This is a genomic window from Flaviflexus massiliensis (assembly GCF_001375495.1).
Lineage (GTDB): Bacteria > Actinomycetota > Actinomycetes > Actinomycetales > Actinomycetaceae > Flaviflexus > Flaviflexus massiliensis.
Genome location: NZ_LN831058.1, coordinates 307,491 through 333,701, shown reverse-complemented (window position 1 = coordinate 333,701; position 26,211 = coordinate 307,491). Strand labels below are relative to the sequence as shown.

Here is a 26,211-nt window from a genome sequence, read left to right as displayed (position 1 = left end):
GACGAGAGGAGGATTTGCTGGGCAGGCCTTGCATATTGTCCCGGTGGCGCTTCCACATCGGTCCAAAGCACCGCGGATAGGGGACAAATGGACATGATGGTGGGAGTGGTAGGTCAACAGTCCTACGTATTTCCGCTGGAAAATCGGCCCATAGTCCCATTATGTGGGCACTTTCAGGGGAGATAATTTAGGTGGTACTTGACCAATGAAGGAAAGTGACCATCGCCTAATTCTAGGAGGAAGAGCGATGACTGACAGGACCTATACGGTTGACGACGTCAAGGCAAATGCCCCGGAGATTGCGCCGGCGGACCTGGTGGAGTGGGTAACGACCATTGCCAACCTGGCGAAGCCCAAGGATATTTTCTGGGTGGATGGCACCGATGCGGAATGGGATCTGCTGACGGGCCAGATGGTGGAGTCTGGAATGTTCACCAGGCTCAACCCCGAAAAGCGACCAAACTCGTTCCTTGCTCGTTCTCTCCCCTCCGATGTTGCACGCGTTGAATCACGCACCTACATCTGCTCCGAAAAGGAAGAGGATGCTGGGCCGACCAACAACTGGGCGGACCCGAAAGAAATGAAGGAGACCCTCGGCCGAGTCTTTGACGGCGCCATGAGGGGACGGACCATGTACGTGATCCCATTCTCCATGGGACCGGTTGGTGGCCCGATCTCCCAGCTCGGAGTGGAAATCTCCGACTCGCCATACGTTGTGGTCAACATGAGGATCATGACCCGCATGGGAACACCCGCCCTTGAACTCATCGGCAAAGGCCAGGAATGGGTGCCCGCCGTGCACTCGGTCGGCTACCCGCTGATCGACGCTGAAGGCAATGAGCGGCCCGATACGACCTGGCCGTGCAATGACGAAAAGTACATTACTCACTTCCCTGAAACCAACGAGATCTGGTCCTACGGGTCCGGATACGGCGGTAACGCCCTCCTGGGTAAGAAGTGCTTCGCGCTTCGCATCGCCTCCACGATGGCGAAGAGGGATGGTTGGATGGCAGAGCACATGCTCATTCTCCGCCTCACCGAAGAAGCGACCGGCAAGCAGTTCCACGTGACCGCTGCTTTCCCCTCGGCCTGTGGCAAGACCAACCTCGCGATGCTCCAGCCCACGATCGAGGGCTACAAGGTTGAAACGATCGGTGACGACATTGCGTGGATGCGTCCCGGCCCCGACGGCACCCTGCGCGCCATCAACCCCGAAGCTGGCTTCTTTGGAGTTGCCCCGGGCACCTCGTACGACACGAACCCGATGGCGATGGAGACCGCGCGTGCAAACTCGATCTTCACCAACGTTGCCCTAACCGACGATGGTGACGTTTGGTGGGAGGGCATCGATGGTGAGATGCCCGACCACCTCATTGACTGGCACGGCAACGACTACACGAAGTCCGATGCCGAAGCAGGCAAGCTCGCAGCACACCCGAACTCGCGTTTCACGGTTCCCGCCTCGCAGTGCCCGATCATCTGCCCTGACTGGGAAGCCCCCGAAGGCGTACCGGTGGACGCGATCCTGTTCGGTGGACGCCGCGCCACCAACGTCCCCCTGGTCGCCGAACAGTATTCGCCCGACCACGGCGTCTTCATCGGAGCCTCCGTGGCTTCCGAGGTTACCGCGGCAGCAACCGACGTTGAGGCCGGATCGCTCCGTCACGACCCGTTCGCGATGCTCCCCTTCATCGGCTACAACATGGCCGACTACTGGGGACACTGGACCGAACTTCAGGAGAAGCTCGGCGATAAGTTCCCGAAGATCTACCAGGTCAACTGGTTCCGCAAGGACGAGGACGGCAAGTTCATGTGGCCCGGCTTCGGTGACAACTCCCGAGTGCTCGACTGGATTGTTCGCCGTGCGGACGGTCGCGTGGAAACCGTGGACGGCATCACCGGACGCTACCCCAAGTTCGAGGACTTCAACCTCGATGGACTCGACATCGGCGAGGACGAATGGAATGCCCTGTTCGAAACCGACCCGGATGCTTGGGCGACAGAAATCGACAGCGTTGAAGAATACTTCAGCAAGTTCGGTGACAGAGTCCCCGCATCAGTCCGCGGTCAGCTCGACGAGTTCCGCAAGCGGATCGAAGCGGCACGAGCAAACTAGCTCGCCTAAATCTGAGCACTTGATTCAAGGGATGTGAATCCTCAATGTGGCAGGAGCTTCGGCTCCTGCCACAACCCATTTTTGTCCTTATCCCTCCGCCAGGCAGCTCCCGGAAGACTCCGATACTTCCGGTTCGCCTTCCCAAGCCCGTGAAAAACTAGTGGCGGAAACCATCACGGTTTCGTGTTCACGTGATGAATTCCAGCCTCCCGGACACGTCACCTGCGGGTGGGCGCGGGTAGTCTCTTAGCTATGAAGATTCTCCTCCTCGGTTCGGGCGGCCGAGAGCACGCGCTTGCACTCTCCCTCGCACCCCATGTAGAAGCCTTGTACGCGGTCCCCGGAAACCCCGGCATCAGCCACATTGAGAACGCTGAATGCATCGATGGTGACATTCTCAACGGACGCGCCATCGTCGAGATCGCACTTCACAAGAACGTTGACCTCGTTGTTATCGGACCCGAAGCCCCACTCGTTGCTGGCGTGGCTGATGACCTACGAGAAGCGGGAGTGGCTGTATTCGGCCCGAGTGGTGCCGCGGCGAAACTGGAGGGATCGAAGGCTTTTGCCAAGGAGATCATGGCGCTCGCGGAAGTACCCACCGCACTTGCACGAATCTGCTCCACCCGCGAAGAAGCAGAAGACGCCCTGCAGATGTTCCCGCCGCCCTACGTGGTGAAAGACGATGGGCTCGCAGCAGGCAAGGGGGTTGTTGTCACCGAGGACCTCGAGAAGGCCCGGGAGCACGCATTCGAGTGTATTGATGCGGGCGGAAGCGTCGTCATCGAAGAGTTCCTTGACGGACCCGAAGTTTCCCTCCTGTGCGTGTGTGATGGCAAGACCGTCATCCCCCTCGAGGCGGCACAGGACTTCAAGAGACTAAAGGACGGTGGGGAAGGCCCCAACACGGGTGGGATGGGCTCATACTCTCCGCTTCCGTGGGCGCCCGTTGGTCTGGCCGACGAGGTCCTCGAACGAGTCGCCTACCCCGTTATTCGGGAACTAGAACGCCAAGGCACCCCGTTCGTTGGAATCCTCTACTGCGGACTTGCTCTAACCGAGCGCGGCATCCGAGTCATCGAATTTAACGTGCGCTTTGGTGACCCCGAAACTCAGGCCGTGCTACCTCGACTCAAGACACCCCTGACCGAGGTGCTGTACGCGGCAGCCACGGGCAAGCTCCACCAGCTCGAACCGCTCGAATGGGATGAGGATGCCGTTGTTGCGGTCGTGCTTGCGAGTGAAGGATACCCGGGCAAGCTTACTCTCGGTGTTGAGGTGAGTCCCATGGAGGGGCTGATTCATGCGGGAACAGCATGGAAAGATGACCGGGTGGTAACGACCGGAGGCAGGGTCGCAGCTGTTATCGGCAAGGGCGAAACCGTTGCCCAGGCCCGTGAGGCCGCCTACTCGGCGATTGTTCCGTTTGAGGGGATGCAGTACCGCACCGACATCGCCGCAGGCATCTAACGACCGGCCCATCCTCATATCACTTACAAATCTGACAAAACTCGCGTAGTTTTCTGAATCTCACGAACCGCACCGCAGGGATAGCGTTCCCCGCGGTGCGGTTTCGGCATGCAGATCATTTGGTGGTGCTGGTTTCCGGGTGCAGATGAGTCACCTGGGAGCCGCGTAGCCTTACGTGGGGACGCAGCTACTGCTGATGCAAAATGCGTGTCTTGTCTGCTGGTAACAGGCGGCAATCTTGTGGGCGAAGGGGATTAGAAAACGGCTGGTAGATACCTCAGTGAGAAGAATGGAGAACTGATACCTGGGTCCGTGGAACTTCTGCGTTGTGGCTGGCAGTGCGGCAATTATCCCTTGTGAGCAAGTCTGAGATCGGGCTTCACAGTCGTGCTTTCCGTGAAAGAATGGGGACCATGAGTAAGACCCCCAATGAGAGCCTGCGCGGCTGGACGCACGTGGCGTCCGGTAAGGTGCGTGACCTCTACGCGCCGGCAGATTTGTCTGCGCACAGCGGCAGGGATGCCCTTCTGATTGTTGCGTCCGACCGCATCTCGGCTTTCGATCACGTGCTCCCCACCCCGATCCCGGATAAGGGAAAGATTCTGACAGCACTGACGCTGTGGTGGTTCGAGCAACTCAAGGACGTGACCGACAACCACTTCGTGTCCGTTCACGTGCCGAAGGAAGTGGAGGGGCGGGCAATGATCGCCGAGCGCCTCCAAATGGTTCCCGTCGAATGTGTGGTCCGCGGCTACATTACGGGGTCCGGGTACCAGGAATACAAGGAAACGGGACAGGTGTGTGGCATCACTCTGCCCGAGGGGCTGGTTGATGGGGACCGGCTGGACGAACCGATCTTCACTCCGGCCGCGAAAGCGGACTTGGGTGAACACGACGAAAACATTACCTTTGAACAGGTGGAAGAGCGTGTGGGAAAGGAAACTGCCCGCCAACTCCGCGACATTTCGATCGCGCTATACACGAAGGCCCGGGACTTAGCCGAGGAACGGGGCGTGATCCTTGCGGACACGAAGTTTGAGTTCGGGTACCGCATGCAACCGGGGGAGACCGATCTGATCCTGGCTGACGAAATCCTCACACCCGACTCGTCACGCTTCTGGCTCATCGACTCCTACTCGCCCGGCAAATCCCAGCCCTCCCTCGATAAGCAGTACATCCGAGACTGGCTGAAATCAGAGGAATCCGGGTGGGTGAAGGACACTCCACCTCCCGAGCTGCCGGACCACGTGGTCATGAAGACACAGGAACGATATCGGCACGCGTACGAGCGCCTCACTGGCGAGACATGGAAGCGCTAGGTAGGGGCTAAACGCTACAGTTGTTCCCATGGGACGCATCATTGTAGAAGTCATGCCAAAGCCTGAGATCCTTGACCCCCAGGGCAAGGCCATCGCGGGGGCACTGCCACATCAAGGAATCACCGTCTTCGGTGGCGTACGCCAAGGCAAGCGGTTCGAGCTAGCCGTTGATGGAGACGTCACCGAGGAAGCTCTCGAGGCCGCACGAAAGGCCGCCGAGACCGTGCTCTCCAACCCCGTGATCGAAGACGTTGTCGGCGTTTATGCGGGGGAAAAGTGAAAGTCGGAGTCATTACTTTCCCCGGGACTCTCGATGAGGGGGATGCGAAACGGGCAGTGAGGATCGCGGGCGGCGAAGCCGTCGACCTGTGGCACGCTGACACCGACCTCAAGGATGTTGACGCGGTCATCATCCCCGGCGGATTCTCCTACGGCGACTACCTGCGCTGCGGAGCAATCGCCGCGCTTGCTCCCGTCATGGGATCAGTCATTGAGCGTGCGAATGGTGGTATGCCGGTCCTGGGTATTTGCAATGGTTTCCAGGTGCTGTGCGAGGCAGGTCTGCTGCCGGGCGCACTCATTCGCAACGATCACCAAAAGTTTATTTGCCGCGAACAGAAGCTCGTTGTGGAAAATAACGGGACCGCGTGGACCAACGGCTTCGAGCAGAACGCCGAGATCACGATCCCGCTCAAGAACGGTGAAGGTTCCTTCCAGGCGCACGATGAAATGATTGCCGAACTGGAAGGCGAAGGCCGGGTCGTTTTCCGCTACACGGAAGTCAACCCCAATGGCTCCCGCAACAACATTGCCGGCATCACCAACGCCGCGGGCAACGTTGTGGGGCTCATGCCCCACCCCGAACACGCGGTCGAAAAGGGCTTCGGCCCCGACAGTGCGAGCGGCATCCGCACCGGCATTGACGGCCTCACCCTCTTCCAGTCAGTGATGGGAGTTCTGCGATGATTCACGACACCGTTGAGAACGCTTTTGCGACCCCCGACGAAGAGATGCCGTACGCGGCACTCGGATTGAAAGACGACGAGTACGAGCGCATCGTCGGGCTACTCGGACGGCGCCCCACCAATGCGGAGCTCGCCATGTACTCGGTCATGTGGTCCGAGCACTGCTCCTACAAGTCCTCCAAGAAGCACCTGTCGGCCCAGTTCGGGAAGAAGACCACCGAACACATGCGCAAGCACCTCCTGGTCGGCATGGGACAGAACGCCGGCGTGGTGGACGTGGGTGACGGCTGGGCCGTGACCTTCAAGGTTGAATCCCACAACTCGCCCTCCTACGTGGAGCCCTACCAGGGTGCGGCCACGGGTGTGGGTGGCATCGTCCGCGACATTATTGCGATGGGTGCACGCCCGGTTGCGGTCATGGACCAGTTGCGCTTCGGTGACCCGAACGAGGCCGACACGTGGCGCGTTGCCAATGGCGCCATTGCCGGCATCGCCGGTTACGGCAACAGCCTTGGCCTGCCCAACATCGGAGGCGAGGTCGAATTCGACCGCTCCTACCAGGGCAACCCGCTCGTTAACGCGCTCGCGGTTGGCGTGCTCCGCCACGAAGACATTCACCTGGCCAATGCCGAAGGTGTGGGCAACAAGGTTGTGCTGTTCGGTGCTCGCACCGGCGGTGACGGCATCGGTGGTGCCTCCATCCTCTCCTCGCAGGCTTTCGAGGGCGGCATGCCCACGAAGCGTCCCTCCGTGCAGGTGGGTGACCCGTTCATGGAGAAGATCCTCATCGAATGCTGCATGGAGCTGTTCCAGGCGGGACTCGTCGAAGCCATCCAGGACCTGGGTGCGGCAGGCATTTCTTGTGCAACCTCGGAGCTGGCCGCGAACGGTAACTCGGGCATGCACGTCAACCTCGAAGAGGTGCTCCTACGTGACTCGACTCTGAATGCTGGCGAGATCCTCATGTCCGAATCCCAGGAACGGATGATGGCGGTCGTGACTCCGGAGAACCTTGACGAGTTCATGGCGATCATCGCCAAGTGGGAAGTGGAAGCCTCCATCATCGGTGAAGTGACTGGAGATGGCCGCCTCACGATCGACCACGAGGGTCACCGAATCGTTGATGTGGACCCGAAGACCGTGGCTGTTGATGGGCCGGTCTACGACCGTCGCTACGCGCGCCCCGCATGGCAGGATGCTCTCCAGGCAGACACCACCGACTCGCTGGCACGCCCCGCTTCTGGTGTAGAGCTGCGGGAGCAGATCATCACCCTCCTTCATTCCCCCAACCAGGCACCCAAGGACTGGGTGACAAGTCAGTACGACCGCTTCGTGCGCGGCAACACGGCTCTCGCACAGCCGGACGATGCCGGTGTGATCCGCGTGGACGAGGAAACGGGACGCGGTGTCGCCTTGTCGACCGACGCGAACGGGTGGTACACGAAGCTGGATCCATACAACGGTGCCCGCCAAGCGCTTGCTGAGTCCTACCGAAACGTTGCCACGGTCGGTGCCCGCCCTCGCGCGATCTCCGACTGCCTGAACTTCGGTAACCCGGAGAACCCGGACCTTATGTGGCAGCTCGTGACCGCAATGGAAGGCCTCGCGGACGGCTGTGCCGAGCTCGGCATCCCCGTCACGGGAGGCAACGTATCGCTCTACAACTCCTCCGGTGACAAGTCGATCAACCCCACTCCCGTGGTGGGCATGCTCGGCGTCCTCGACAACGTTGCGGCCGCCCGACCCTCGGGATGGTTCGAGGAAGGCCTCGCGATCGTCGCCCTGGGCGACGTCGCTGAAGAGTTCGACGGTTCAGCGTGGGCGCGTGCCATCCACGACCACGTGGGAGGGCTCCCGCCCCAGGTCGATTTCGGTAAGGAAGTTGCCCTTGCCAACGTCCTCATTGCGCTCGCTGAGGCCGATGTTGTTTCTGCCTCTCACGACGTTTCGAACGGTGGTCTCATCCAGACCCTGACCGACATGGTTCTCCGCCACCGGATCGGTGCCTCGATCGACCTCCAGCCACTCGGCGTGGATGACTTCACGGCACTGTTCTCCGAAACCCAGGCACGTGCCGTGGTTGCGGTTCCCGAGCACCTCCTGCCGGCCGTGACAGCGGCCGCCGAAGCAGAGGGCGTGACCGCCGCTCGGATCGGCACCACGGGCGGCGATCGACTCGTCATCGACGGTGAGGAAACATATTCTTTCCTCATTGACGAACTGGTCGGTCCCACTCCTCGAGCACCCCAGGCCTAGGATTTGCCAAAAAACGCATAACGTCCTATAATGCACTCCCTCACGTTCGTGACCGGTTCTTAATCGGACCTCAAACGTGGGGGAGTGGCTTATTTCCGCCACTTTCCTAAAAAGCACCCTAGTGACAAGCTTTCCTCTTGGGAAACTTTTGGTTTTGTGGACTATTTCGCAGTGGATGATTGTGTCAAGAAAACCCCTGATGAACTAGCGTTTTACTCATGAGCACAGCGAATGAATATATCGAGTCAGTCCTTGATGGACTGCGTGTACGCAACCCGGGTGAACTTGAGTTCCATGAGGCCGTGACCGGCGTCCTGGATTCTTTGGCGCCTGTGCTTGAGCAACACCCCGTGTACCGGGATGCTGCCATCTTGGAACGCGTTGTCGAACCCGAACGCGTCGTCCACTTCCGTGTGCCGTGGGTAGATGACGAGGGCAAGCACCACGTCAACCGCGGCTTCAGGGTCCAGTTCAACTCGGCCCTCGGCCCGTACAAGGGTGGCCTCCGCTTCCACCCGACCGTCTCCGCCTCGATCATCAAGTTCCTTGGCTTTGAGCAGATCTTCAAGAATGCGCTGACGGGCCAGCAGATCGGCGGCGGCAAGGGCGGTTCCGACTTCGATCCGCACGGTAAGTCCGATAACGAAATCATGCGGTTCTGCCAGTCGTTCATGACCGGCCTCTACCCCTTCATCGGCTCCAAGCGTGACATTCCCGCCGGTGACATTGGCGTGGGTGGCCGCGAAATCGGCTACATGTTCGGCCAGTACAAGCGCCTCGTCGGCTCCTTCGAATCCGGAGTTCTCACCGGCAAGGGACTCGGCTGGGGCGGCTCCCTCATCCGCACCGAGGCCACCGGATATGGTCTCGTTGCCTTCACCCGCGAAATGCTCCAAACCCGCGGTGAAGACTTCGAAGGACAGACCGTCTCCGTTTCCGGTTCCGGAAACGTTGCCATCTACTCCATCGAGAAGCTCCTTTCCCTCGGTGCGAAGCCCGTCAGCTTCTCCGACTCGAGCGGCTGGGTCTACGACTCCGAAGGTGTCGACCTTGATCTGCTGAAGGAAATTAAGGAAGTTCGTCGCGGCCGCGTCTCCGACTACGTGAAGGAACGCCCCTCCGCGGAGCTCCACACCGACTCGTCGATCTGGAACGTCCCGGTTGATGTGGCACTGCCGTGCGCAACCCAGCATGAACTCAACGGCGAACACGCCCGCACCCTCATCAAGAATGGCGTCAAGGCCGTGGCTGAGGGTGCGAACATGCCGACCGATGCTGAGGGTGTTGAGGTCTTCGAGGCCTCCGACGTGCTGTATGGCCCGGGCAAGGCAGCAAATGCCGGCGGCGTTGCAGTGTCGGCTTTGGAGATGCAGCAGAACTCTGCACGCCAGTCTTGGTCCCGTGAAGACGTTGCTGATCGCCTCGACAAGATCATGGAAGACATCCACACCCAGTGCGTGGAAGCCTCCCAGAAGTACGTGGGACGCCCCGACGACTACGTCACCGGTTCGAACGCGGCAGGCTTCGTCCGTGTCGCAGAAGCCATGATCAGCCAGGGTGCCGTCTAAGAAAAGTAAGTGGGCTCGATTAGCTAGCTCAGTAAGGGTCACCCCCGCACATGAATCGTGCGGGGTGACCTTTATGCGTGCGGGAGTGAGCCCTACGTGGTCGGGGAGTGCCTTCCATCGGTGTGCCCATGCGATTTTCGGTCGGAAACACTTCTCCCTAGAAGGTGCTTGTCGTTCTAGGGAGAAAGAATCGGTTTAGTGGGTTTTGGAGGTGGGCTCGGGAGTTGATTGTCCGTCAGTGGGCGCTGCCCAGGGCCGCGGCAGCGGCCTGGCGCGCGGCGATCGGGTCGGGTGCTTGAAGGACGGCCTCGGCCGCCTGCTGGCACTGTTCCATCGTCACCTCGGATAGGCGCGAACCCACGTACGAGATTGCTCCGGAGGCCATGGATAGGGAGGTGACTCCCATGCCGAGCAGGACCGCGGCCAGGTTCGGGTCGGCCGCTGCCTCACCGCACACGCCAACGGGTTTGCCGTGGCGGATGCCGGCCTGGGCAATCCAGTTGATGAGTGTGAGGACCGCGGGCTGCCAGTTATCGGTATAGGTCGCCAGGTTCGCGTTGTTACGATCCGCTGCCATGACATACTGCGTCAGATCGTTTGTTCCGATGGAAACGAAATCGACTTCTTCCAAGAACTGATCGATCATGAGGGCGGCTGCGGGAACTTCGATCATGATGCCGGCCTTGAGTCCGCGTTCGCGGATCAGGGAGGCAAACCAGCGGGCCTCCGCCACGGTTGAAACCATGGGTGCCATGATCCAGTTTGGTCCATCATGCCCCGCCGAGGCGGTTACGAGAGCATCGATCTGGCGCAGGAGCAGGCCCTCATCGATACCCGAGGTGCGCAGTCCGCGCACGCCGAGTGCGGGGTTCTCTTCGTTGGGTACGGAAGCAAAGGCGACCGGCTTATCCGATCCGGCATCGAGCGTGCGAACAACGATCTTGCCGCCCGGGAAGCTGCTGAAAACGGAACTGTAGAGAGCGGTCTGGTCCTCGAGGGAGGGCTCAACCGGAGTGTTGAGGAAGGACAGTTCGGTACGGAACAGGCCGATACCGACAGCTTCGGTTTCTTCGGCACGGAGGGCGCTTGCACGGTCCTGGATGTTGGCGAGCAGTTCAACGGGGACACCGTCGAGGGTCTGTGAGGGACCGCGCCACTCTCTAGCCCGCTGCCTGCGAAGAGAATCCTCGTGGGCAATCGCCTGCGCTTCTTCCTTGTCAGGATCGACCGAATACTCACCCGAGTCGCCGTCCATGATGAGCAGCTTCCCATCGGGGACGGCGTCGAGTTCGCGCGCGGCGACGATGCAGGGGATGGAGAGCTGCCGGCAAATAATCGACGTGTGAGAAGTGGGCCCTCCCAGGCGAGTAATAATGCCGAGAATGAGTTCGGGGTCGAGGCCGGCAGTATCTGCGGGGGCCAGATCATCGGCGAGAAGAATAATGGGCTCATCGGGTGTGGGGATGCCGGGTTCGGGACGTCCCTCAAGCTCCGCGATCACGCGGTTCCTCATATCCATGAGGTCCGTGACCCGCTCCTCCATGAGGCCGCCCTGGCTCTTGAAGATATCGGCAAAGAGCTGGGTGGCTTGGGTGACTGCCTGAACTGGAGGAGTGCCCGCCGTAATGCGTTTCGCGACTTCCTTGCGCCACCCCTTGTCTTTCGCAAAGCCGGCGGAGACGGCAAGGATGTCCGAGGCGGTGCCCACCATGCTCGCAGCACGGGTGAGAAGGCGCTGCGAAACCGTGTCTGCGGAGGTCACAAAGTGGTCCTGGGCAGCCTCGCGCTCGGCTTCCGGGAGGTCCGGTGCTTCCTCGGCTGGTTCGGCAACGCCCTGCACCCAGGCAGTCTTGGCGTAGGCGATGCCGGGTACGACTGGTGTCCCGGTGAGTGTGAGTTGAGCTTCCATGGTGCCTATCCTTCCCGGTCATCAATCTATTAAGGAGATTGTAAGGGCCAATTTGCCCGATTATCGGAACTCACCAGCTGTGATGGCGAATATACGATGTGGTGCTGGTTGGCACCTTGTCGTTCAAAAAAATTAACCCGGGGTTAATGCTTTCAAGGTATGTTAAGTGTGTCATATTTCATTCATTGAAGAGGAAGTAAGTGATGAGAACTCACCTACTGGGCTCACGGCGCCCAATCGCTGTAGTTGCCTCCGTTGCCATTGCCGCAACGGGATTCGCAGCCCCAGCATCCGCAGCACCTGCGGATGAGGGCGACAGCCTGAAGCCACAGAACACGAATACCGAACCGGTCACCATTGACCTCGTGGGAGTTACCGACTTCCACGGCTACATTGAAACCGCCCCGTATCTCGCCACCCAGATTGATGCGATTCGGGCGGCTAACCCGAACACTGCTTTCGTATCCGCCGGTGACAACATCGGCGGATCTGCCTATGTTTCGTCGATCGCTAACGATCAGCCCACGCTCGATATTCTCGACGCGATGGGTCTGGACGTCTCCGCTGTTGGTAACCACGAATTTGACCAGGGCTACGCAGACCTCACCGGCCGCGTGATCCCCGCAGTCGACTTCTCCTACCTCGGTGCGAACGTTGAAGGGGCTACGGAAATCTCCACCCCTCCGTACGAGATCAAGGAATACGACGGTGTTTCCGTCGCATTCGTTGGCACCGTCACCTCCACCACCCCCGACATTGTCGCCAAGGGCGGCGTTGAGGGTCTGACCTTTACTGATCCGGTGGCAAAGACCGACGAGGTCGCAGCGCAGCTCAAGGACGGTAACCCAGACAACGGCGAAGCCGATGTCGTTGTTGCGCTCTTCCACGAGGGTAACGAGGCGGCCGCGAACCTGGGTGACAACGTCGATGTTGTCTTTGCTGGTCACACTCACGTCCAGTCGCAGACCCAGACCGCTTCCGGTGCCCCGATCGTTCAGGGCGGCCAGTACGGTGAAGCATTTGCTCACGTCACTCTGACTGTTGATACTGAGGGTGCGGTCAGGATCGACGATCGGAGCATTGTTGCTCTCGACAAGGCCGTAACCCCCGATGCTGAAATTGCTGTACTCGTAGAGGCTGCTAAGAAGGAGGCAGACGTTCTCGGTGGAGAACAGCTCGCCACAACGACCGATAATGCGTGGCGCGGTACCAACAACGGTTCCGACTTTGGCGCGAACCGCGGTACCGAATCGTCGATGGGTAACCACCTCGCGAATGCAGCTCTTGACGTTGCCGCGAAGTTTGAGATGGGAGCCGACTTCGGCATCATCAACCCAGGTGGTATCCGCCACGACATGGACCACACCCCGGTTGACGGTGTGGTGACCTACGGTGAGGCCTACGCGACCCAGCCGTTCGGTAACACGATTGGTACGATCGACCTCACGGGCGACCAGGTGTACACGATGCTGGAACAGCAGTTCCAGAACAACCCCTCCCGCCCGGTCCTTCGTCTTGGCCTGTCCGATAACATCACCTTCACCTACGACCAGGCAGTGGCATCCGACGATGCTGTCTTCGCTGGCGAGGGCACCGATGTCATCACCGGTGTGTGGATCAACGGTGAACCCGTTGACCGCGACGCAACCTACACCGTTGCTTCGAACACCTTCCTCCTGACCGGCCAGGACGGCTTCACCGTCCTTGAGCAGGGCACGAACCTGCGCGAGACCGGCTACGTTGATCTCGCGGGTTACGTCGATTACCTCAAGGCAGGCAAGGGTGACAAGATCCCGGCTGGACAACGTTCCGTTGGTATCAGCCACGACGAGCTCGTTGCTGGTGAAACCGCCACCATCGACCTCGCCTCGCTCACCTTCACCGGAGCAGAGAAGAAGCCGACCAAGGTTGAGCTCAAGCTCGATGGTGCCTCGATCGGCTCCGCCAACATCGACAATTCCGTGATTGCGAACCGTGACAACACCGGTACCGCAACCGTGTATGCACAGATCCCTGCCTCCGCATCGGGTGCTGCCGATCTCCAGGTCATCACCACTTTCGAAAACGGCACGGTCGACACCGACGTGACGGTCTCCGTCACGGTCACTGGCGCGGAAGAACCGGAAGAGCCCACTCCTCCGGTCAAGCCCTCTGTCGGTAACTGGTTCTACGTCTCCAACGACTGGACCTCCACATATGCCTCCATTGAGTTCGGCTACGGCCGGGCAGGAGACGATGTACTGGTCGGTGACTGGAACGCGGACGGTAAGGACACCTTCGCTGTTCGCCGTGGCAACGAATACTTCGTCAAGAACGATGTATCCGGCGGCAACGCGGACACCGTCTTCAAGTACGGCAAGGCAACCGACGATGTTCTCGTTGGTGACTGGGATGGCGACGGTAAGGATACTCTCGCTGTCCGACGCGGTGACACCATCCACGTGAAGAACTCGCTCGAGGGAGGCAACGCCGACGTATCGTTCCACTACGGACGCACGAACGATACCGTGTTTGTTGGTAACTGGGACGGTAAGGGCGGCGACACGTTCGCGGTCCGCCGCGGTGACACCATCCACGTGAAGAACTCGCTCAACGGAGGCAACGCCGACGTATCGTTCCACTACGGACGCACGAACGATACCGTGTTTGTTGGTAACTGGGACGGTAAGGGCGGCGACACGTTCGCGGTCCGCCGCGGCAACACCTTCTACCTCAACAACCAGCTCAAGAGTGGCAACGCCGACCAGGTGCTGGGCTACGGTCGCGCTACGGACACCGTGTTCGTTGGTGACTGGAACGGTGACGGTATCGACACCCCGGCAGTCCGCCGCTAACAATCAAGGCACGGTCACGACGGTGACCAAGCGCCTGCAATAAAGAGCGATGCTCACGGGGCGCCCACTTCGGTGGGCGCCCCGCTATTGTTAAACCCATGCGCAGAATTGACCCCATCGTGTTTGATGACCTGCTGACAAAATATGCAACGGGCGAGGAACTGAGTGCGGGGGAGAAGCGGACCCTGGGACGGGGCGGGCTGGAAGAACTCTCGGCCCTCAGCCCGGGACGCAGCGTCGAGATCAGAGTTCCCTACGTTGGTGCGGTCCAGGCGATTGCTGGCCCGAGACATACTCGCGGCACCCCACCCAATGTGGTCGAGATCGATATCGACACGTGGCTCGATCTCATCGCGGGGAAGACGGAATGGGAGGAAGCCGTCAGTGCCGGTAAGGTAATAGCGTCCGGAGTGAGGGCAGACCTTTCCGCTGTCCTCCCGTTACGCCGGGGCACAACCGAAAGAAAGTAAGCATGGATCACCAGCCTGAGCAGCACGAACAGCGCAAGCCAGAAGAACCGCTTGAGCCACCCGTGCCACCTCAGCAACCCGTGCAGGCAGGCGAAGCGGCACAAACCGAGCTCTGCCAGGATCCTGACCCAACCATCGCAGCCGGACAGGCGGGAGAGTCCATGCAGGATGATTCGGTTGAGGAATCGGAAGAGATCTACGTGACGAACCCGAGGCGCGCACCGAAGTACGGCAGGTTTATGTTCATCGGCGCGATCCTCGGTGCAATCGTTGGTCTGCTCATCATCCAATTCGGCCCAGCGGAAGGCGTTTACGCGATCGGTGACGTGACAGCGGCGATGCTACTGCTGACCGTTCCGGCAGGAGCCGTGCTCGGTGCGGTGACCGCTTTGCTTCTGGATCAGAAATCTCTCAAGAATTCGCCCAACATCGACTAGCCTGAAAAGGTGGCTCAGCGAATTGTTCGCGTCAATGTGGCGCAACCCGATGAAGTAACGAACGCGCTTGTCGCGTTGCGAGAGAAACTGGCGATCCCCACCGACTATCCGAAGGAAGCCGTAGCAGACATCGCTCCGGTTGCTATCTCGGTGTATCCGGACCGGCGCGACATTCCGTTTGTCACGATCGACCCGCCCGGCGCAAGCGACCTCGATCAGGCTATGCACCTGTCCCGTGAGGGCGATGGCTACCTGGTGCGCTACGCGATCAGTGCCGTTGGTCTTTTCGTGAAACCCGGCGGGATCCTCGATCAGGAGGTGCACGCGCGCGGTGTCACCTACTACGGTCCCGATGGATCGATCCCCCTCCACCCGAGGGAACTCTCGGCCGGGGCTGCCTCGCTACTCGAGAACGAAGACCGACCAGCCTATCTCTGGTACCTGCACCTGAATGCCGATGGTGGGCTGAGGCATTCCTGGGTGGAGCTCGCACAGGTACGTTCCCGTGCCCAACTCACCTACGAGCAGGTTCAGAGATGGTACGAGGGGGAGGGGGAGATGCCGGATGAGGTCCCACCGGACCTAACGGAGTTGCTCTCCGAGATCGGAAAGAAACGCATTCAGCGCGAGATTGATCGCGGCGGCATCTCCCTCGACTTGCCCGAACAGTTGATTGAGCCCACGAACGGCGGCTACCAGCTGAGTTACCGGGGAGTGACGGACGTGGATGAGTGGAATGCTCAACTGTCCCTCCTGACGGGCATGGCAGCTGCACGCATGATGCTGAACGCGGGGGTGGGAATCCTGCGGACCCTGCCTCCCGCGAAGGAAAAGGACTATGTGCGCCTGCGCCAGGTCGCTGTCGCCCTCGAACTGGACTGGCCCGAGGATGTGGAATATGCGGACTATGTGCGTTCTCTTGATTCACGAGACCCGGGACATGCTGCCTTCCTGAATGAAGCGGCCGGTCTCTTCCGCGGTGCCTCTTACCTGCCGCTCGGTGTTGAGGGGAAGTGGGATAGGGAAGGGACCGAGAAGCCATACGCCGAACATGCTGCAATTGCCTCCGCGTATGCTCACGTCACGGCCCCGCTCCGCCGCCTCGTCGACCGCTACGCGCTGGAGGTGTGCCGGTGCCTGTGCGCGGGTGAAGAGATCCCAGGCTGGGTGATGGAAGCCCTCCCGGGACTGCCCAAGACCATGGCGAAAGCCAACCAGCGTGCTTCACAATATGAACGCGGCGCCATTAATGCCCTCGAAGGACTTATCCTGGCTGGGCGGGAAGGCGAGACCTTCAGAGGTGTCGTCGTTGAAGTGGCAAAGAAAGATGACGAATCGAGTAAGAGCCGTGGCAGTGTCATGCTCCGGAACCCGGCCGTGGAAGCGGTCGTGACCGGAAAGAACCTGCCCGTGGGCAAGAGCGTCCTCGTGCGACTCGTCAGCGTGTCACCCGAGGGCCCGAAGTTTGAGCGCGTAAAGGGAAAACATGCAAAGTGATGGTCGGCTCACGACGGTACTCGACCCTGAGGATAAGGCCCAGGACGAGTGCGGTGTATTCGGAGTGTGGGCCCCCGGTGAGGATGTTGCAAGCCTCACCTATTTCGGGCTCTACGCCCTCCAGCACCGCGGACAGGAATCCGCCGGCATCGCCACCTCGAACGGCAAACAGATCCTCGTCTACAAGGATATGGGTCTCGTTTCGCAGGTCTTTAACGAAGACCACCTGAAACCACTCAATGGTCATATCGCCGTCGGTCATGTCCGATACGGCACCACCGGCCGCTCGCACTGGCAAAACGCTCAACCCACCCTGGGTCCTACCCCCTTCGGAACGATCGCACTCGGGCACAACGGCAACCTGATCAACACCCAGGCGCTCATGAAAATCGTGCAGCGGAAGTCCCACAAGGACCTGACTGGCGAACTCGGTCGCGGATCCTCCACGGACACTGCGGTCATCACCGCGCTACTGGGCGGCGCCGATGGATACGACTCGCTCGAGGAAGCCGCGCTCGGCATCCTCCCCACCCTCAAGGGCGCCTTCTCACTGGCGTTCATGGACGAAACAACGCTCTATGCCGCCAGGGACCCGCACGGCTTCCGCCCCCTCGTCCTTGGCAGGCTCTCGGCAGGCTGGGTTGTTGCCTCCGAAACCGCCGCCCTCGATATCGTTGGTGCCACCTTCGTTCGCGAAATCGAACCTGGTGAGCTCCTCATCATCAACGAAAATGGGCCCCGTTCCATCCATTTCAAGGAAGCCACACCGAACGGCTGTATCTTCGAATACGTGTACCTGGCACGACCGGATACCACGATCGCGGGCAGGAGCGTGAATGCCTCCCGTAACGAAATGGGGCGGGTGCTCGCTCGCGAACACCCGGTCGAAGCAGACATTGTCATCGCCACACCCGACTCGGGAACCCCCGCGGCAATCGGTTACGCCCAGGAATCAGGGATCACCTACGCCCAGGGTCTGGTGAAGAACGCTTACGTGGGACGCACCTTTATTCAACCCACGCAGACCATGCGGCAGCTCGGTATCCGCCTCAAGCTCAACCCGCTGCGGGAAGTGATTGCAGGTAAGCGCATCGTTGTCGTCGACGACTCGATTGTCCGAGGCAACACCCAGCGCGCGCTCGTCCGCATGCTCCGCGAAGCCGGAGCCTCCGAGATCCACGTCAGGATCTCGTCCCCGCCCGTCCAGTGGCCCTGCTACTTCGGCATCGACTTCGCCACAAGAGCAGAGCTCATTGCCTCTGGCCTCAATATTGATGAGATCTGCCAATCGATCGGGGCGGACAGCCTCGGCTTCATCTCACCCGAAGGCATGATCGAAGCAACAACCATTCCCGAGTCAAAGCTGTGCACCGCCTGCTTCTCTGGAAAGTATCCGATCCCGGTCGACCATTCCCGCTATGCGGCCGGGCTGGACCCAGCAGTGGAGGAAGACAAGTGAAGATCACCTATTCGCAGGCCGGAGTCGACACCCAGGCCGGAGACCGCGCCGTCGAACTCATGAAGTCCGCAATCACCAACACCCACAGCACCAATGTCGTTGGTGGCGTGGGTGGCTTCGCGGGGCTCCTGGATGCTAGCGAGCTACTCGCATACAAGAAGCCGCTGCTCGCCACCTCGACGGATGGCGTGGGCACCAAGGTGGCGATCGCACAGGCCCTCGACATTCACGACACCATCGGCCAGGACCTGGTTGGCATGGTCGTCGACGATATCGTCGTGGTCGGTGCAAAGCCGCTGCTCATGACCGACTACATTGCCTGCGGCAAGGTCGTACCCGAAAGAATTGCCGACATCGTGCGTGGCATTGCCACCGCCTGCGCCAGCATCAACACCCCGCTCCTTGGCGGTGAAACCGCCGAACACCCAGGACTCCTCGGTGAAGACGAATATGATGTCGCAGGGGCAGTGACGGGTGTTGTGGAAGCGGATGCTGTTCTCGGCCCCGAACGGGTACGCGAAGGCGATGTCGTCATCGCCATGGCCTCCTCCGGAATCCACTCCAACGGCTACTCCCTTGTCCGTAAGGTCCTTGAAGTCGCTGGCTGGGGATACGAGAAGCAGGTTGACGATTTGGGGAAGACCATCGGTGAGGAACTGCTGATTCCCACGAGGCTCTACACGAATGTCTGCCTCGATCTTGCTGACCGCGTGCGTGCCTACTGTCATGTGACCGGTGGCGGACTCGCAGCAAACCTGGCACGTGTCATGCCCAAGGGGCTCCTCGCAGAGGTCTCCCGTTGGGATGTTCCCCCGGTCTTCAAGGTGATCAAGGATCTTGGTGGGGTGCCCACGGAAGATCTGGAAGGCACCCTCAACCTCGGTGTGGGCATGCTCGCCATCGTCCCTGCCGAGCACGCCGATGCCACCATTCAAGCCACAAACGCCGCTGGAATCCCCGCCTGGGAGGCCGGCAGGGTTGTTGTGGATGATGGTGGGGACGCCGTCCGTGGCGCGAAGGGTGTTGATGGGGGAGCTGTCCGCCTGACCGGCAACTACACCGGACTCTAGAGAGTTACGTCAATAACTAAGCAGTAACTATGTAGCTCTGGGGCAGACCAACTAGTCTGCCCCCTACCCATTTGCCACCTGGCTCTTATACTGTTGTGACAATCTTGAGAATAGGGAGGTACGAGCGATGAAGCTATCTATCGATAACATTTCTGATGTTGCCTACATTGAGCTCAGTAGCGAAACTATTGTCGAGACCAGAGAACTTAATGATTGGGTTTATGTCGACCTAGACAGATTCGACAGGGTACGAGGCATTGAACTTCTCGCACTCGATCAGCCGATTCCAATACACGACCTCGAACAAGAATTCCATATTGATTCTGGAGTCCTAACCGAGCTGAAGGAGCTTGATTTCCCTGGGATCATTGTTCGGCAATTTCAGGGACGAAACACAGCGATTTCATTTCAACGCAAGGACCTGATCCAGCATTGACCTTGCCACCGCTTAGTGGTTCGGAGTAGTGCCCGGCCTCAGTTAAATACAGGGCACTTGCTGTTGGAAAAGAGCTCGAGATGAAAGGCTAAGGGGCGTGGCTGATGCCGCGCCCCTTATTAGCTATAGGACTAGTAACCGTCGAGGTCAGGACTCGTCTTCCTCGTCCTCATCCTCGCCGGCGTAATAATCCTCATATTCTGAGTACTGATCGTCATAGTCTTCCGAGTCGTCGTACTCACCGTAGTCCTCGTCTGCCTTGGACATGAGTTCTCGCTCCAGCGCCCGGTAATCCGTTTCTGGGCTGGAGTACTTCAGCGTGCGTGCAACTTTGCGTTGCTTGGCCTTTTGACGGCCGCGCCCCATGGCGTCGACCCCCCTCAACTAGATCGGTCAATGATGTTGTGCCTCAAAGGTACAACGATGGCACCCATTATTCTACGCGACGGTAAGCAATTCCGGAATTCGGGACCTTGGGCCCCGAAATTGGTCAACTTTTCCTGAGAATCTGGACATAGCGTCCGCGAGTCCGAGGAGGACACATGCAAACACAGTCCGAACAGGATCTGCTAACCCCATCGCAGGTCGCTGCGCTATTTCACGTCGACCCGAAGACCGTGACGAGATGGGCTAACGCAGGAAAATTATCATCGATCCGTACCCTTGGTGGGCACCGTCGCTTTCGCAAGGACGAGGTCGAGAAACTCCTTGATGCGACGACTGCTCGGTGAGCCACAAGCTCAACGGACCGTCGCGATCACAAAAGATTGAGGGGCGCACCAGCGCCCCTCAATCACGTTCTCAGCCACGACGTGGCTCAGGATTAAGTATTTACTTCTTAAACATCAGGTAGCCAGCAAGGGCTACGGTTGCGGCCGCTGCTGCGAGGATGCCGATGGCGGAGGGTTCCCCACGACCAGCGTCGTCAGCCACGCCACGTGCCGAAGCAACGAATTCGTTGGCCTTAAGCTTTGCCTGATCGGCTGCGGCCTTCGCGTTCGTCTTGGGATTCAACCGGTCCGACAGTTCGTTGACGGTCTTGGTCAGTTCTTCGCGGGTGCGCTGCAGATCAGCTTCAATATCTGCGGCGCTACGCTTGGGTGCCGATTCGCTCATTCCTTGCTCAGTCCCTTCTTGGCTGCCTCAATGTCGTTGACGATGCCCGACTTGGGATCGATGACGTGCTCGTTGGACGCCTTCAATTTCTTCACCCCGAGGAGTGCAAGGATGCCAACAATCAGGAGAATAACCACGCCCACGATCAGGGCTGAAAGCCACAGGGGTAGAGCGTTGGCAATACCCCAAATCGCGGCGAGGAACAGTATGCCCAGTGCGTACAGGGCAAGCACACCGGCGATCGCAAAGAATACGATGCCACCAGCAAGTTTCGTTGCCTTAGCCTGTGCCTGTACCTTGGCCAGTTCGATTTCGTCGCGGATGAGGCGCGAGAAGCGCTCTGTTACGCCCGCGACAAGTTCGCCAATAGAACGGGGTGCGTCCTTCTCGCTTTCCGGAGGGAGGCTTGAACCACCCAGGTCATTGGGCACTGCAGGTCCCTGGTTCGGATGTCCGGATTCTGTCACCGTTCATCTCCTTCCGATGAACTCATCATTTTATCCCCATCACTCTATCGCGAACCGCTCGTCAGTGCGTACTGAAAAGCGTGGTCACAGCCGAAATGCCTAGCGTGCCGTCGGGAATGGGGAGGGTGGACTGGTGAATGGAAGATGTCTTTTAGGGAGCCAAAAGGTTACATATGGCACAATTTGCTCGCCTGTGTGGCACTCTTGGGACAGATGCCTACCAGCATCTTTTCTTGTCTTCACTGCATGGAACATAGGTAAATAAGTGAAATTTCAAATCAAAAAGAGAACGGCTCAGATCGGTGCGTGTGCACTGGTCTTGACGCCGATGTGGGCGTTGCCCGCCCAAGCAGCTCCCGACGGTAGCGATGTCGTTATCAACGAGGTCTACGCACGCGGTGGTTCTGAGAACCAGCCCTACAAGAACAAGTTCATCGAACTCTACAATCCCACCGATAAGGCCATCAGCCTGGATGGCATGTCGCTGCAGTACTTCTCTGCCAATGGCACAGGTGGAACGAATACGACCGACCTGACCGGCCATGAAATTGCTGCCGGAGGATACTTCCTAGTGCAGGGTGGATCAAATGGTTCTGTAGGTGCCGAGCTGCCAGAGCCTGACTTAACATCAAGCCTAAGCCCGGGCGGAACGAATGGGGCGATTGCGCTTGTTGACGGAACCAGTGCTATGACCGGTGTGGGCGCTGGAGACCTCGCAGGTGATCCCCGTTTCGTTGACTTTGTGGGATTTGGGACCTCCAATAAGTTTGAGACCTCGGCTGCCGCATATACCGGCGGAAATAGGGAGCCAGGCTCGATCAACCGTACCGACGGAGTAGATACCGACAATAACTCCGTTGACTTCACGTTGAGTACGTGGGTAACTCCGCAGAACTCCGGTGGTACCGGTACGGATCCGGAGGGGCCCGGTGAGCCAGGAGAACCGACTGATCCTGAAGCCATTACCCCGATTGCCGAGATTCAGGGCACGGGATCTGCCACTCCGCTGCGTGGACAAAAGGTGACCACCAACGGTGTTGTTACCGCTGCGTACAAGACCGGTGGCTTCAACGGTTTCTACCTGCAGACAGCAGGAACTGGCACCGAGATTGGCAATGCTTCGCACGGCATCTTCGTCTACATGGCTAACGGCAACTTTACTGCCGAGGTTGGTGACTACGTTGAGGTCACCGGCACCGCGGACGAGTTTTACAACTTGACTCAGCTCACCGGGCCAACCGTGACAAAGCTGGATGATGAGGTGACGGCTCCCGTTCCCGTGGCTGTCACGGCTCAAGATCTTGCAACCGATGCTCAGCGTGAGCGTTTTGAGGGCATGATTCTTGACCCCAATGCGGTTGATCTGACGGTGACGGACACGTACAGCACCAACCAGTACGCCGAAGTTGCACTCGCTATTGGTGATGCTCCGCTCGCCACCCCCACCGACATTTACAACCCGGTGACAGAAAAGGCAGAGCACGATGCTCTCGCGGCGGAGAATGCAGCGTCGATGCTGGTTCTCGACGACGGCTCGTCCTGGAACTACATGACCAATAACACCGCAAAGAACACTCCGATCCCGTACCTGAACTTGGATGTTCCGGTTCGCGTTGGTGCTTCTGTTGACTTCGCCGACCCGGTTGTTCTCGACTACCGCAATGACCTTTGGAAGCTGCAACCGACCGAGCAGGTCACCGCAGCCAACGATGACTTCGCAGTGTTCGAAGACACCCGTGCCGACGTTGAGGTTGCTCCTGTTGTTGACGGTGACGTGACCATTTCAACCTTCAACGTTCTCAACTACTTTGTGAACCTGGGTGCAGACGAGCGGGGATGCCGCGCATACACCGACCGTCAGGGCAATCCGATTGCCGCTAATGGCTGCAACGTTCGTGGTGCCTTCACTCAGGAAGCTTTCGAGAACCAGGAAGGCAAGATCGTTGCCGCCATCCAGGAACTCGACTCCTCCATCGTCGGTCTTGAAGAGATCGAGAACTCAGCCAAGTTCGGTGATGATCGTGACCTCGCAGTGGAGACCCTCGTCAACGCACTGAACGACGATGCTGGCTTCGAAAAGTGGGCGTACGCCGAGTCTCCCTCGCGGCTGCCCTCCCTCTCGGACGAGGACGTTATTCGCCTCGCCTTCATCTACCAGGTAGACGAAGTGACCCCGACCGGTGAATCCAAGATCCTCATCGGATCCAGCGCCTTCAATAACGCACGTGAGCCTCTTGGCCAGTCCTGGCAAGCGCTTGACTCGAACGGTGAACCGGTCGGCGAAGAATTCGCCACCATCACCAACCACTTCAAGTCGAAGGGCTCGGGCACCGATGATGGTACCGGTCAGGGCAATGCCAACCCCGACCGCGTCCGCCAGGCCAATGCTCTACTCGACTTTGCTGAGGCAGAGTACGGTGACATGGCAGTCTTCCTCGTGGGTGACTTCAACTCCTACAGCGCCGAAGATCCCCTCCGGGTCTTCGAAGCTGATGGCTACGTCAACCTCCTCCGTGAAAAGAGCGAGCAGGATGATACTCACTACTACACCTACAGCTTCAGCAAGAACGTCGGTTCTCTCGACCACATCTTCGCTAGCTCTGATGCTCACAACTGGGTTGTTGATACCGCTGTCTGGAATATCAACTCCGTTGAAGCCATCGCTCTCGAATACTCGCGCTACAACTACAACGCAGCCGAACTGTTTGAGCCCGGAACCCCCTTCCGTTCCTCTGACCACGACCCGATCAAGGTCGGACTCGACATCCCCGGATTCGAAGACGAAGTGGCCACCGAGGTAACCCCCGAAGCACCAACCTTCGCCGATAACACGATTACCATTCCGGTGGTTGAGGGTGTTGAGTACCTGATTGGTGATGAGGTCGTGACTGGTGATGTTGCGATTGAAGCTGATACAACGGTGACTGCTCGCGCGGCTGATGGTTATGTCCTTGCTGAGGGTGCAACTGCGTCGTGGGACTTCGAGTATGTTGCTCCGGTTGTTGAGGTCACGCCTGTGGCTCCGACGTTTGCCGATAACACGATTACCATTCCGGTGGTTGAGGGTGTTGAGTACCTGATTGGTGATGAGGTCGTGACTGGTGATGTTGCGATTGAAGCTGATACTACGGTGACTGCTCGCGCAGCTGATGGTTACGTCCTCGCCGAGGGCGCAACCTCTTCGTGGAACTTCAAGTACGTTGCTCCCGAAGAGCCGGTAAAGCCTGATCCGATCCCCGAATCTGGCAACATCTTCCTCATTGCAAACAACTGGGATTCCACGACTCACGAGATCGCCTTCGCGTACGGACGTCGCGGTGACGAGGTTCTCGTTGGTGACTGGAACGGTGACGGCAAGGACACGCTTGCTGTTCGCCGTGGCAACACCATCTTCGTCAACAACGAACTGAAGGGCGGAAAGGCCGATACTTCCTTCAACTTCGGTCGCGACACCGATGAGGTTCTCGTTGGTGACTGGAACGGTGACGGCAAGGACACCTTCGGTGTTCGCCGCGGACACGAGTTCTTCCTCAACAACACGCTCAAGGGCGGAAACGCTGAGATCTCGTTCAAGTACGGTCGCGACACCGATGAGGTTCTCGTTGGTGACTGGAACGGTGACGACGTCGATACGATCGCTGTTCGCCGTGGCAACACCTTCCACATCAACAACAACCTGCGTGGCGGAAATGCAACGACCTCCTACAACTACGGTCGTAGCACGGATGTCGCATTCGCTGGTGACTTTGATGGCGATGGAGTGGACACCGTTTCGCTCCGCCGTGGCAACGTCTTCCACATCAACAACTCGCTGACCGGCGGAAACGCCGACAGCACGGTTGGTTACGGACGCAAGTCTGACAACGTTCTCATCGGTGACTGGGACGGCGACGGAGTCGATACTCCTGCCGTGAACCGCGTCATCTAAGAACTACAACGATGATTGGCCCCGACACTGTCGGGGCCAATCTCTTTTGCCAAGACGTGTGAGTCTTCGTGGTCTAGTACGAAGACGTGGGGGGGGGGAGGGCTTGTGCGCTGTGAGAACGAACTGCAGGGGGGCCGCTCAGGGCTGCCGCGCAGGCGATAGACATCACCATCACGCACCATGAGTTCAGGCCAGGGACACCAGGAAGCAAAGTCTGTTTCCTCAAACGAGTCGATCATCAGCCCGGCATCGAGCAGCCCCGTCAGGATCTCACCAACCGAGTGGTTCCACTGGTGGTTGGTGGGGTGCTGAATCCTGGGGCGTGCGGGCTGGTGACGTAACTGTCCTCCTCCTGCCACGTGAGAGGGGAGGTCTGCTGGAATTAGGGTTGGGTGATCCTCAAACCATCGCTCACGTCGTCGTCGATGGTCATGAACATCGGGTGATCGTCCCGGATCAGGAAGTGATCACCGTGCTTCAGAAGAGAAGCCACGACCCGCGCCCACGCACTCACGTCCGGCAACCAGCACAGCACGCCAAGGGACGTGTAGACAACATCGAAGTCGCCTTCGACCGCTTCTCGGGCATCGTAGACATTTGCCTCGATGAACTCGATGTCGGTACTTGTTCTGCCGGCGATTCTGCTGGCCCTACGTAGAGACTCAGGGGACAGGTCAACACCGACCACCCGGCTGGCTCCCAGCCGGGAAAGGCTGATCGTGTCGGTTCCGAGGTGGCATTGGAGGTGAATGACGTTCTTGCCCGAGAGGTCACCGAGCCTGTCAATGCCGACTCTGGCTTCAGGGGTCAGGTAGGCCGAATCGGGCGTGAGCTTGTCAATCCCCTAGCCGGCTGCCTCGTGGAGGCGTGCCCGATCATCCCAGTGCGCGCGAT

General features: G+C 59.2%; 21 protein-coding genes. 16 read left to right on the top strand and 5 right to left on the bottom strand.

Annotated features, from left to right (window positions below; translation table 11 throughout):
- The first annotated feature begins 247 nt into the window (after nucleotides 1–247).
- The 7 genes from BN1241_RS05400 (at nucleotide 248) to gdhA (ending at nucleotide 9,694) form a co-directional block, all read left to right on the top strand.
- The gene (locus BN1241_RS05400; RefSeq protein WP_054952673.1) at nucleotides 248–2,116 is read left to right on the top strand and encodes a phosphoenolpyruvate carboxykinase (GTP); all 1,869 of its coding nucleotides are present in this window, start codon (nucleotides 248–250) and stop codon (nucleotides 2,114–2,116) included.
- 252 nt (nucleotides 2,117–2,368) lie between these two features.
- The gene (purD, locus tag BN1241_RS05395) at nucleotides 2,369–3,586 is read left to right on the top strand and encodes a phosphoribosylamine--glycine ligase (RefSeq protein WP_054952672.1); all 1,218 of its coding nucleotides are present in this window, start codon (nucleotides 2,369–2,371) and stop codon (nucleotides 3,584–3,586) included.
- A gap of 404 nt (nucleotides 3,587–3,990) precedes the next feature.
- Nucleotides 3,991–4,905: a phosphoribosylaminoimidazolesuccinocarboxamide synthase gene (locus BN1241_RS05390; protein ID WP_390618004.1), complete on the top strand. Its 915-nt coding sequence runs from the start codon at nucleotides 3,991–3,993 to the stop codon at nucleotides 4,903–4,905.
- Nucleotides 4,906–4,933: 28 nt separating this feature from the next.
- Nucleotides 4,934–5,185 carry a phosphoribosylformylglycinamidine synthase subunit PurS gene (locus tag BN1241_RS05385; RefSeq protein ID WP_054952670.1) on the top strand — a complete coding sequence of 84 codons (252 nt, stop codon included), beginning with the start codon at nucleotides 4,934–4,936 and terminating at the stop codon, nucleotides 5,183–5,185.
- On the top strand, nucleotides 5,182–5,871 hold the full coding sequence (gene purQ, locus BN1241_RS05380) for a phosphoribosylformylglycinamidine synthase subunit PurQ (RefSeq protein WP_054952669.1): 690 nt from the start codon (nucleotides 5,182–5,184) through the stop codon (nucleotides 5,869–5,871). The genes BN1241_RS05385 and purQ overlap by 4 nt, the downstream gene beginning before the upstream one ends.
- Entirely contained in the window at nucleotides 5,868–8,126 is a 2,259-nt protein-coding gene (purL, locus tag BN1241_RS05375; RefSeq protein WP_054952668.1) for a phosphoribosylformylglycinamidine synthase subunit PurL, read from the top strand. The genes purQ and purL overlap by 4 nt, the downstream gene beginning before the upstream one ends.
- Nucleotides 8,127–8,344: 218 nt before the next feature.
- Nucleotides 8,345–9,694 (top strand): NADP-specific glutamate dehydrogenase, encoded by a 1,350-nt coding sequence (gene gdhA, locus BN1241_RS05370; protein ID WP_054952667.1) that lies wholly within the window; start codon nucleotides 8,345–8,347, stop codon nucleotides 9,692–9,694.
- 235 nt (nucleotides 9,695–9,929) lie between these two features.
- Here gdhA and ptsP read toward each other — a convergent pair whose 3' ends face one another.
- Entirely contained in the window at nucleotides 9,930–11,603 is a 1,674-nt protein-coding gene (gene ptsP, locus BN1241_RS05365; RefSeq protein ID WP_054952666.1) for a phosphoenolpyruvate--protein phosphotransferase, read from the bottom strand.
- A 203-nt stretch (nucleotides 11,604–11,806) separates the two neighbouring features.
- On the opposite strand from ptsP, the gene BN1241_RS05360 reads away from it, so the two are divergent.
- The 7 genes from BN1241_RS05360 to BN1241_RS05330 all read left to right on the top strand — a co-directional run bounded on the left by BN1241_RS05360 (nucleotide 11,807) and on the right by BN1241_RS05330 (nucleotide 19,806).
- A complete protein-coding gene (locus BN1241_RS05360; protein WP_054952665.1) occupies nucleotides 11,807–14,437 on the top strand; it encodes a bifunctional metallophosphatase/5'-nucleotidase in 2,631 nt (876 codons plus the stop codon).
- 98 nt (nucleotides 14,438–14,535) lie between these two features.
- On the top strand, nucleotides 14,536–14,907 hold the full coding sequence (locus tag BN1241_RS05355; RefSeq protein ID WP_054952664.1) for a sterol carrier family protein: 372 nt from the start codon (nucleotides 14,536–14,538) through the stop codon (nucleotides 14,905–14,907).
- Nucleotides 14,908–14,909: 2 nt separating this feature from the next.
- Nucleotides 14,910–15,344 (top strand): hypothetical protein, encoded by a 435-nt coding sequence (locus BN1241_RS12540; protein WP_054952663.1) that lies wholly within the window; start codon nucleotides 14,910–14,912, stop codon nucleotides 15,342–15,344.
- Between the two features lie 9 nt (nucleotides 15,345–15,353).
- Nucleotides 15,354–16,841 carry an RNB domain-containing ribonuclease gene (locus BN1241_RS05345; protein WP_077138291.1) on the top strand — a complete coding sequence of 496 codons (1,488 nt, stop codon included), beginning with the start codon at nucleotides 15,354–15,356 and terminating at the stop codon, nucleotides 16,839–16,841.
- Nucleotides 16,831–18,300, top strand: a complete 1,470-nt coding sequence (purF, locus tag BN1241_RS05340; RefSeq protein ID WP_054952662.1) for an amidophosphoribosyltransferase — start codon at nucleotides 16,831–16,833, stop codon at nucleotides 18,298–18,300. Before BN1241_RS05345 ends, purF begins: the two co-directional genes overlap by 11 nt.
- Nucleotides 18,297–19,370, top strand: a complete 1,074-nt coding sequence (gene purM, locus BN1241_RS05335) for a phosphoribosylformylglycinamidine cyclo-ligase (protein WP_054952661.1) — start codon at nucleotides 18,297–18,299, stop codon at nucleotides 19,368–19,370. The genes purF and purM overlap by 4 nt, the downstream gene beginning before the upstream one ends.
- 127 nt (nucleotides 19,371–19,497) lie before the next feature.
- Entirely contained in the window at nucleotides 19,498–19,806 is a 309-nt protein-coding gene (locus BN1241_RS05330; RefSeq protein WP_054952660.1) for a DUF2283 domain-containing protein, read from the top strand.
- A gap of 147 nt (nucleotides 19,807–19,953) precedes the next feature.
- On the opposite strand, the gene BN1241_RS05325 is transcribed toward BN1241_RS05330, so the two are convergent.
- Nucleotides 19,954–20,190 (bottom strand): DUF3073 domain-containing protein, encoded by a 237-nt coding sequence (locus BN1241_RS05325; protein ID WP_390618002.1) that lies wholly within the window; start codon nucleotides 20,188–20,190, stop codon nucleotides 19,954–19,956.
- A 158-nt stretch (nucleotides 20,191–20,348) separates the two neighbouring features.
- Between BN1241_RS05325 and BN1241_RS05320 the strand changes: the two genes are divergently transcribed.
- The gene (locus tag BN1241_RS05320; protein ID WP_054952658.1) at nucleotides 20,349–20,537 is read left to right on the top strand and encodes a BldC family transcriptional regulator; all 189 of its coding nucleotides are present in this window, start codon (nucleotides 20,349–20,351) and stop codon (nucleotides 20,535–20,537) included.
- 100 nt (nucleotides 20,538–20,637) lie between these two features.
- Here BN1241_RS05320 and BN1241_RS05315 read toward each other — a convergent pair whose 3' ends face one another.
- Together BN1241_RS05315 and BN1241_RS05310 are read right to left on the bottom strand one after the other, a co-directional pair.
- Nucleotides 20,638–20,922, bottom strand: coding sequence for a DUF3618 domain-containing protein (locus BN1241_RS05315; protein WP_054952657.1), 285 nt, complete (start codon nucleotides 20,920–20,922; stop codon nucleotides 20,638–20,640).
- Nucleotides 20,919–21,389, bottom strand: coding sequence for a phage holin family protein (locus BN1241_RS05310; RefSeq protein ID WP_230198268.1), 471 nt, complete (start codon nucleotides 21,387–21,389; stop codon nucleotides 20,919–20,921). Before BN1241_RS05310 ends, BN1241_RS05315 begins: the two co-directional genes overlap by 4 nt.
- Before the next feature lie 265 nt (nucleotides 21,390–21,654).
- Between BN1241_RS05310 and BN1241_RS05305 the strand changes: the two genes are divergently transcribed.
- Nucleotides 21,655–25,317: an ExeM/NucH family extracellular endonuclease gene (locus BN1241_RS05305; protein ID WP_054952656.1), complete on the top strand. Its 3,663-nt coding sequence runs from the start codon at nucleotides 21,655–21,657 to the stop codon at nucleotides 25,315–25,317.
- Between the two features lie 382 nt (nucleotides 25,318–25,699).
- Here the strand turns inward: BN1241_RS05305 and BN1241_RS13245 are convergent, their stop codons facing one another.
- Entirely contained in the window at nucleotides 25,700–26,068 is a 369-nt protein-coding gene (locus BN1241_RS13245) for a class I SAM-dependent methyltransferase (RefSeq protein WP_230198328.1), read from the bottom strand.
- Nucleotides 26,069–26,211 lie beyond the last annotated feature (143 nt).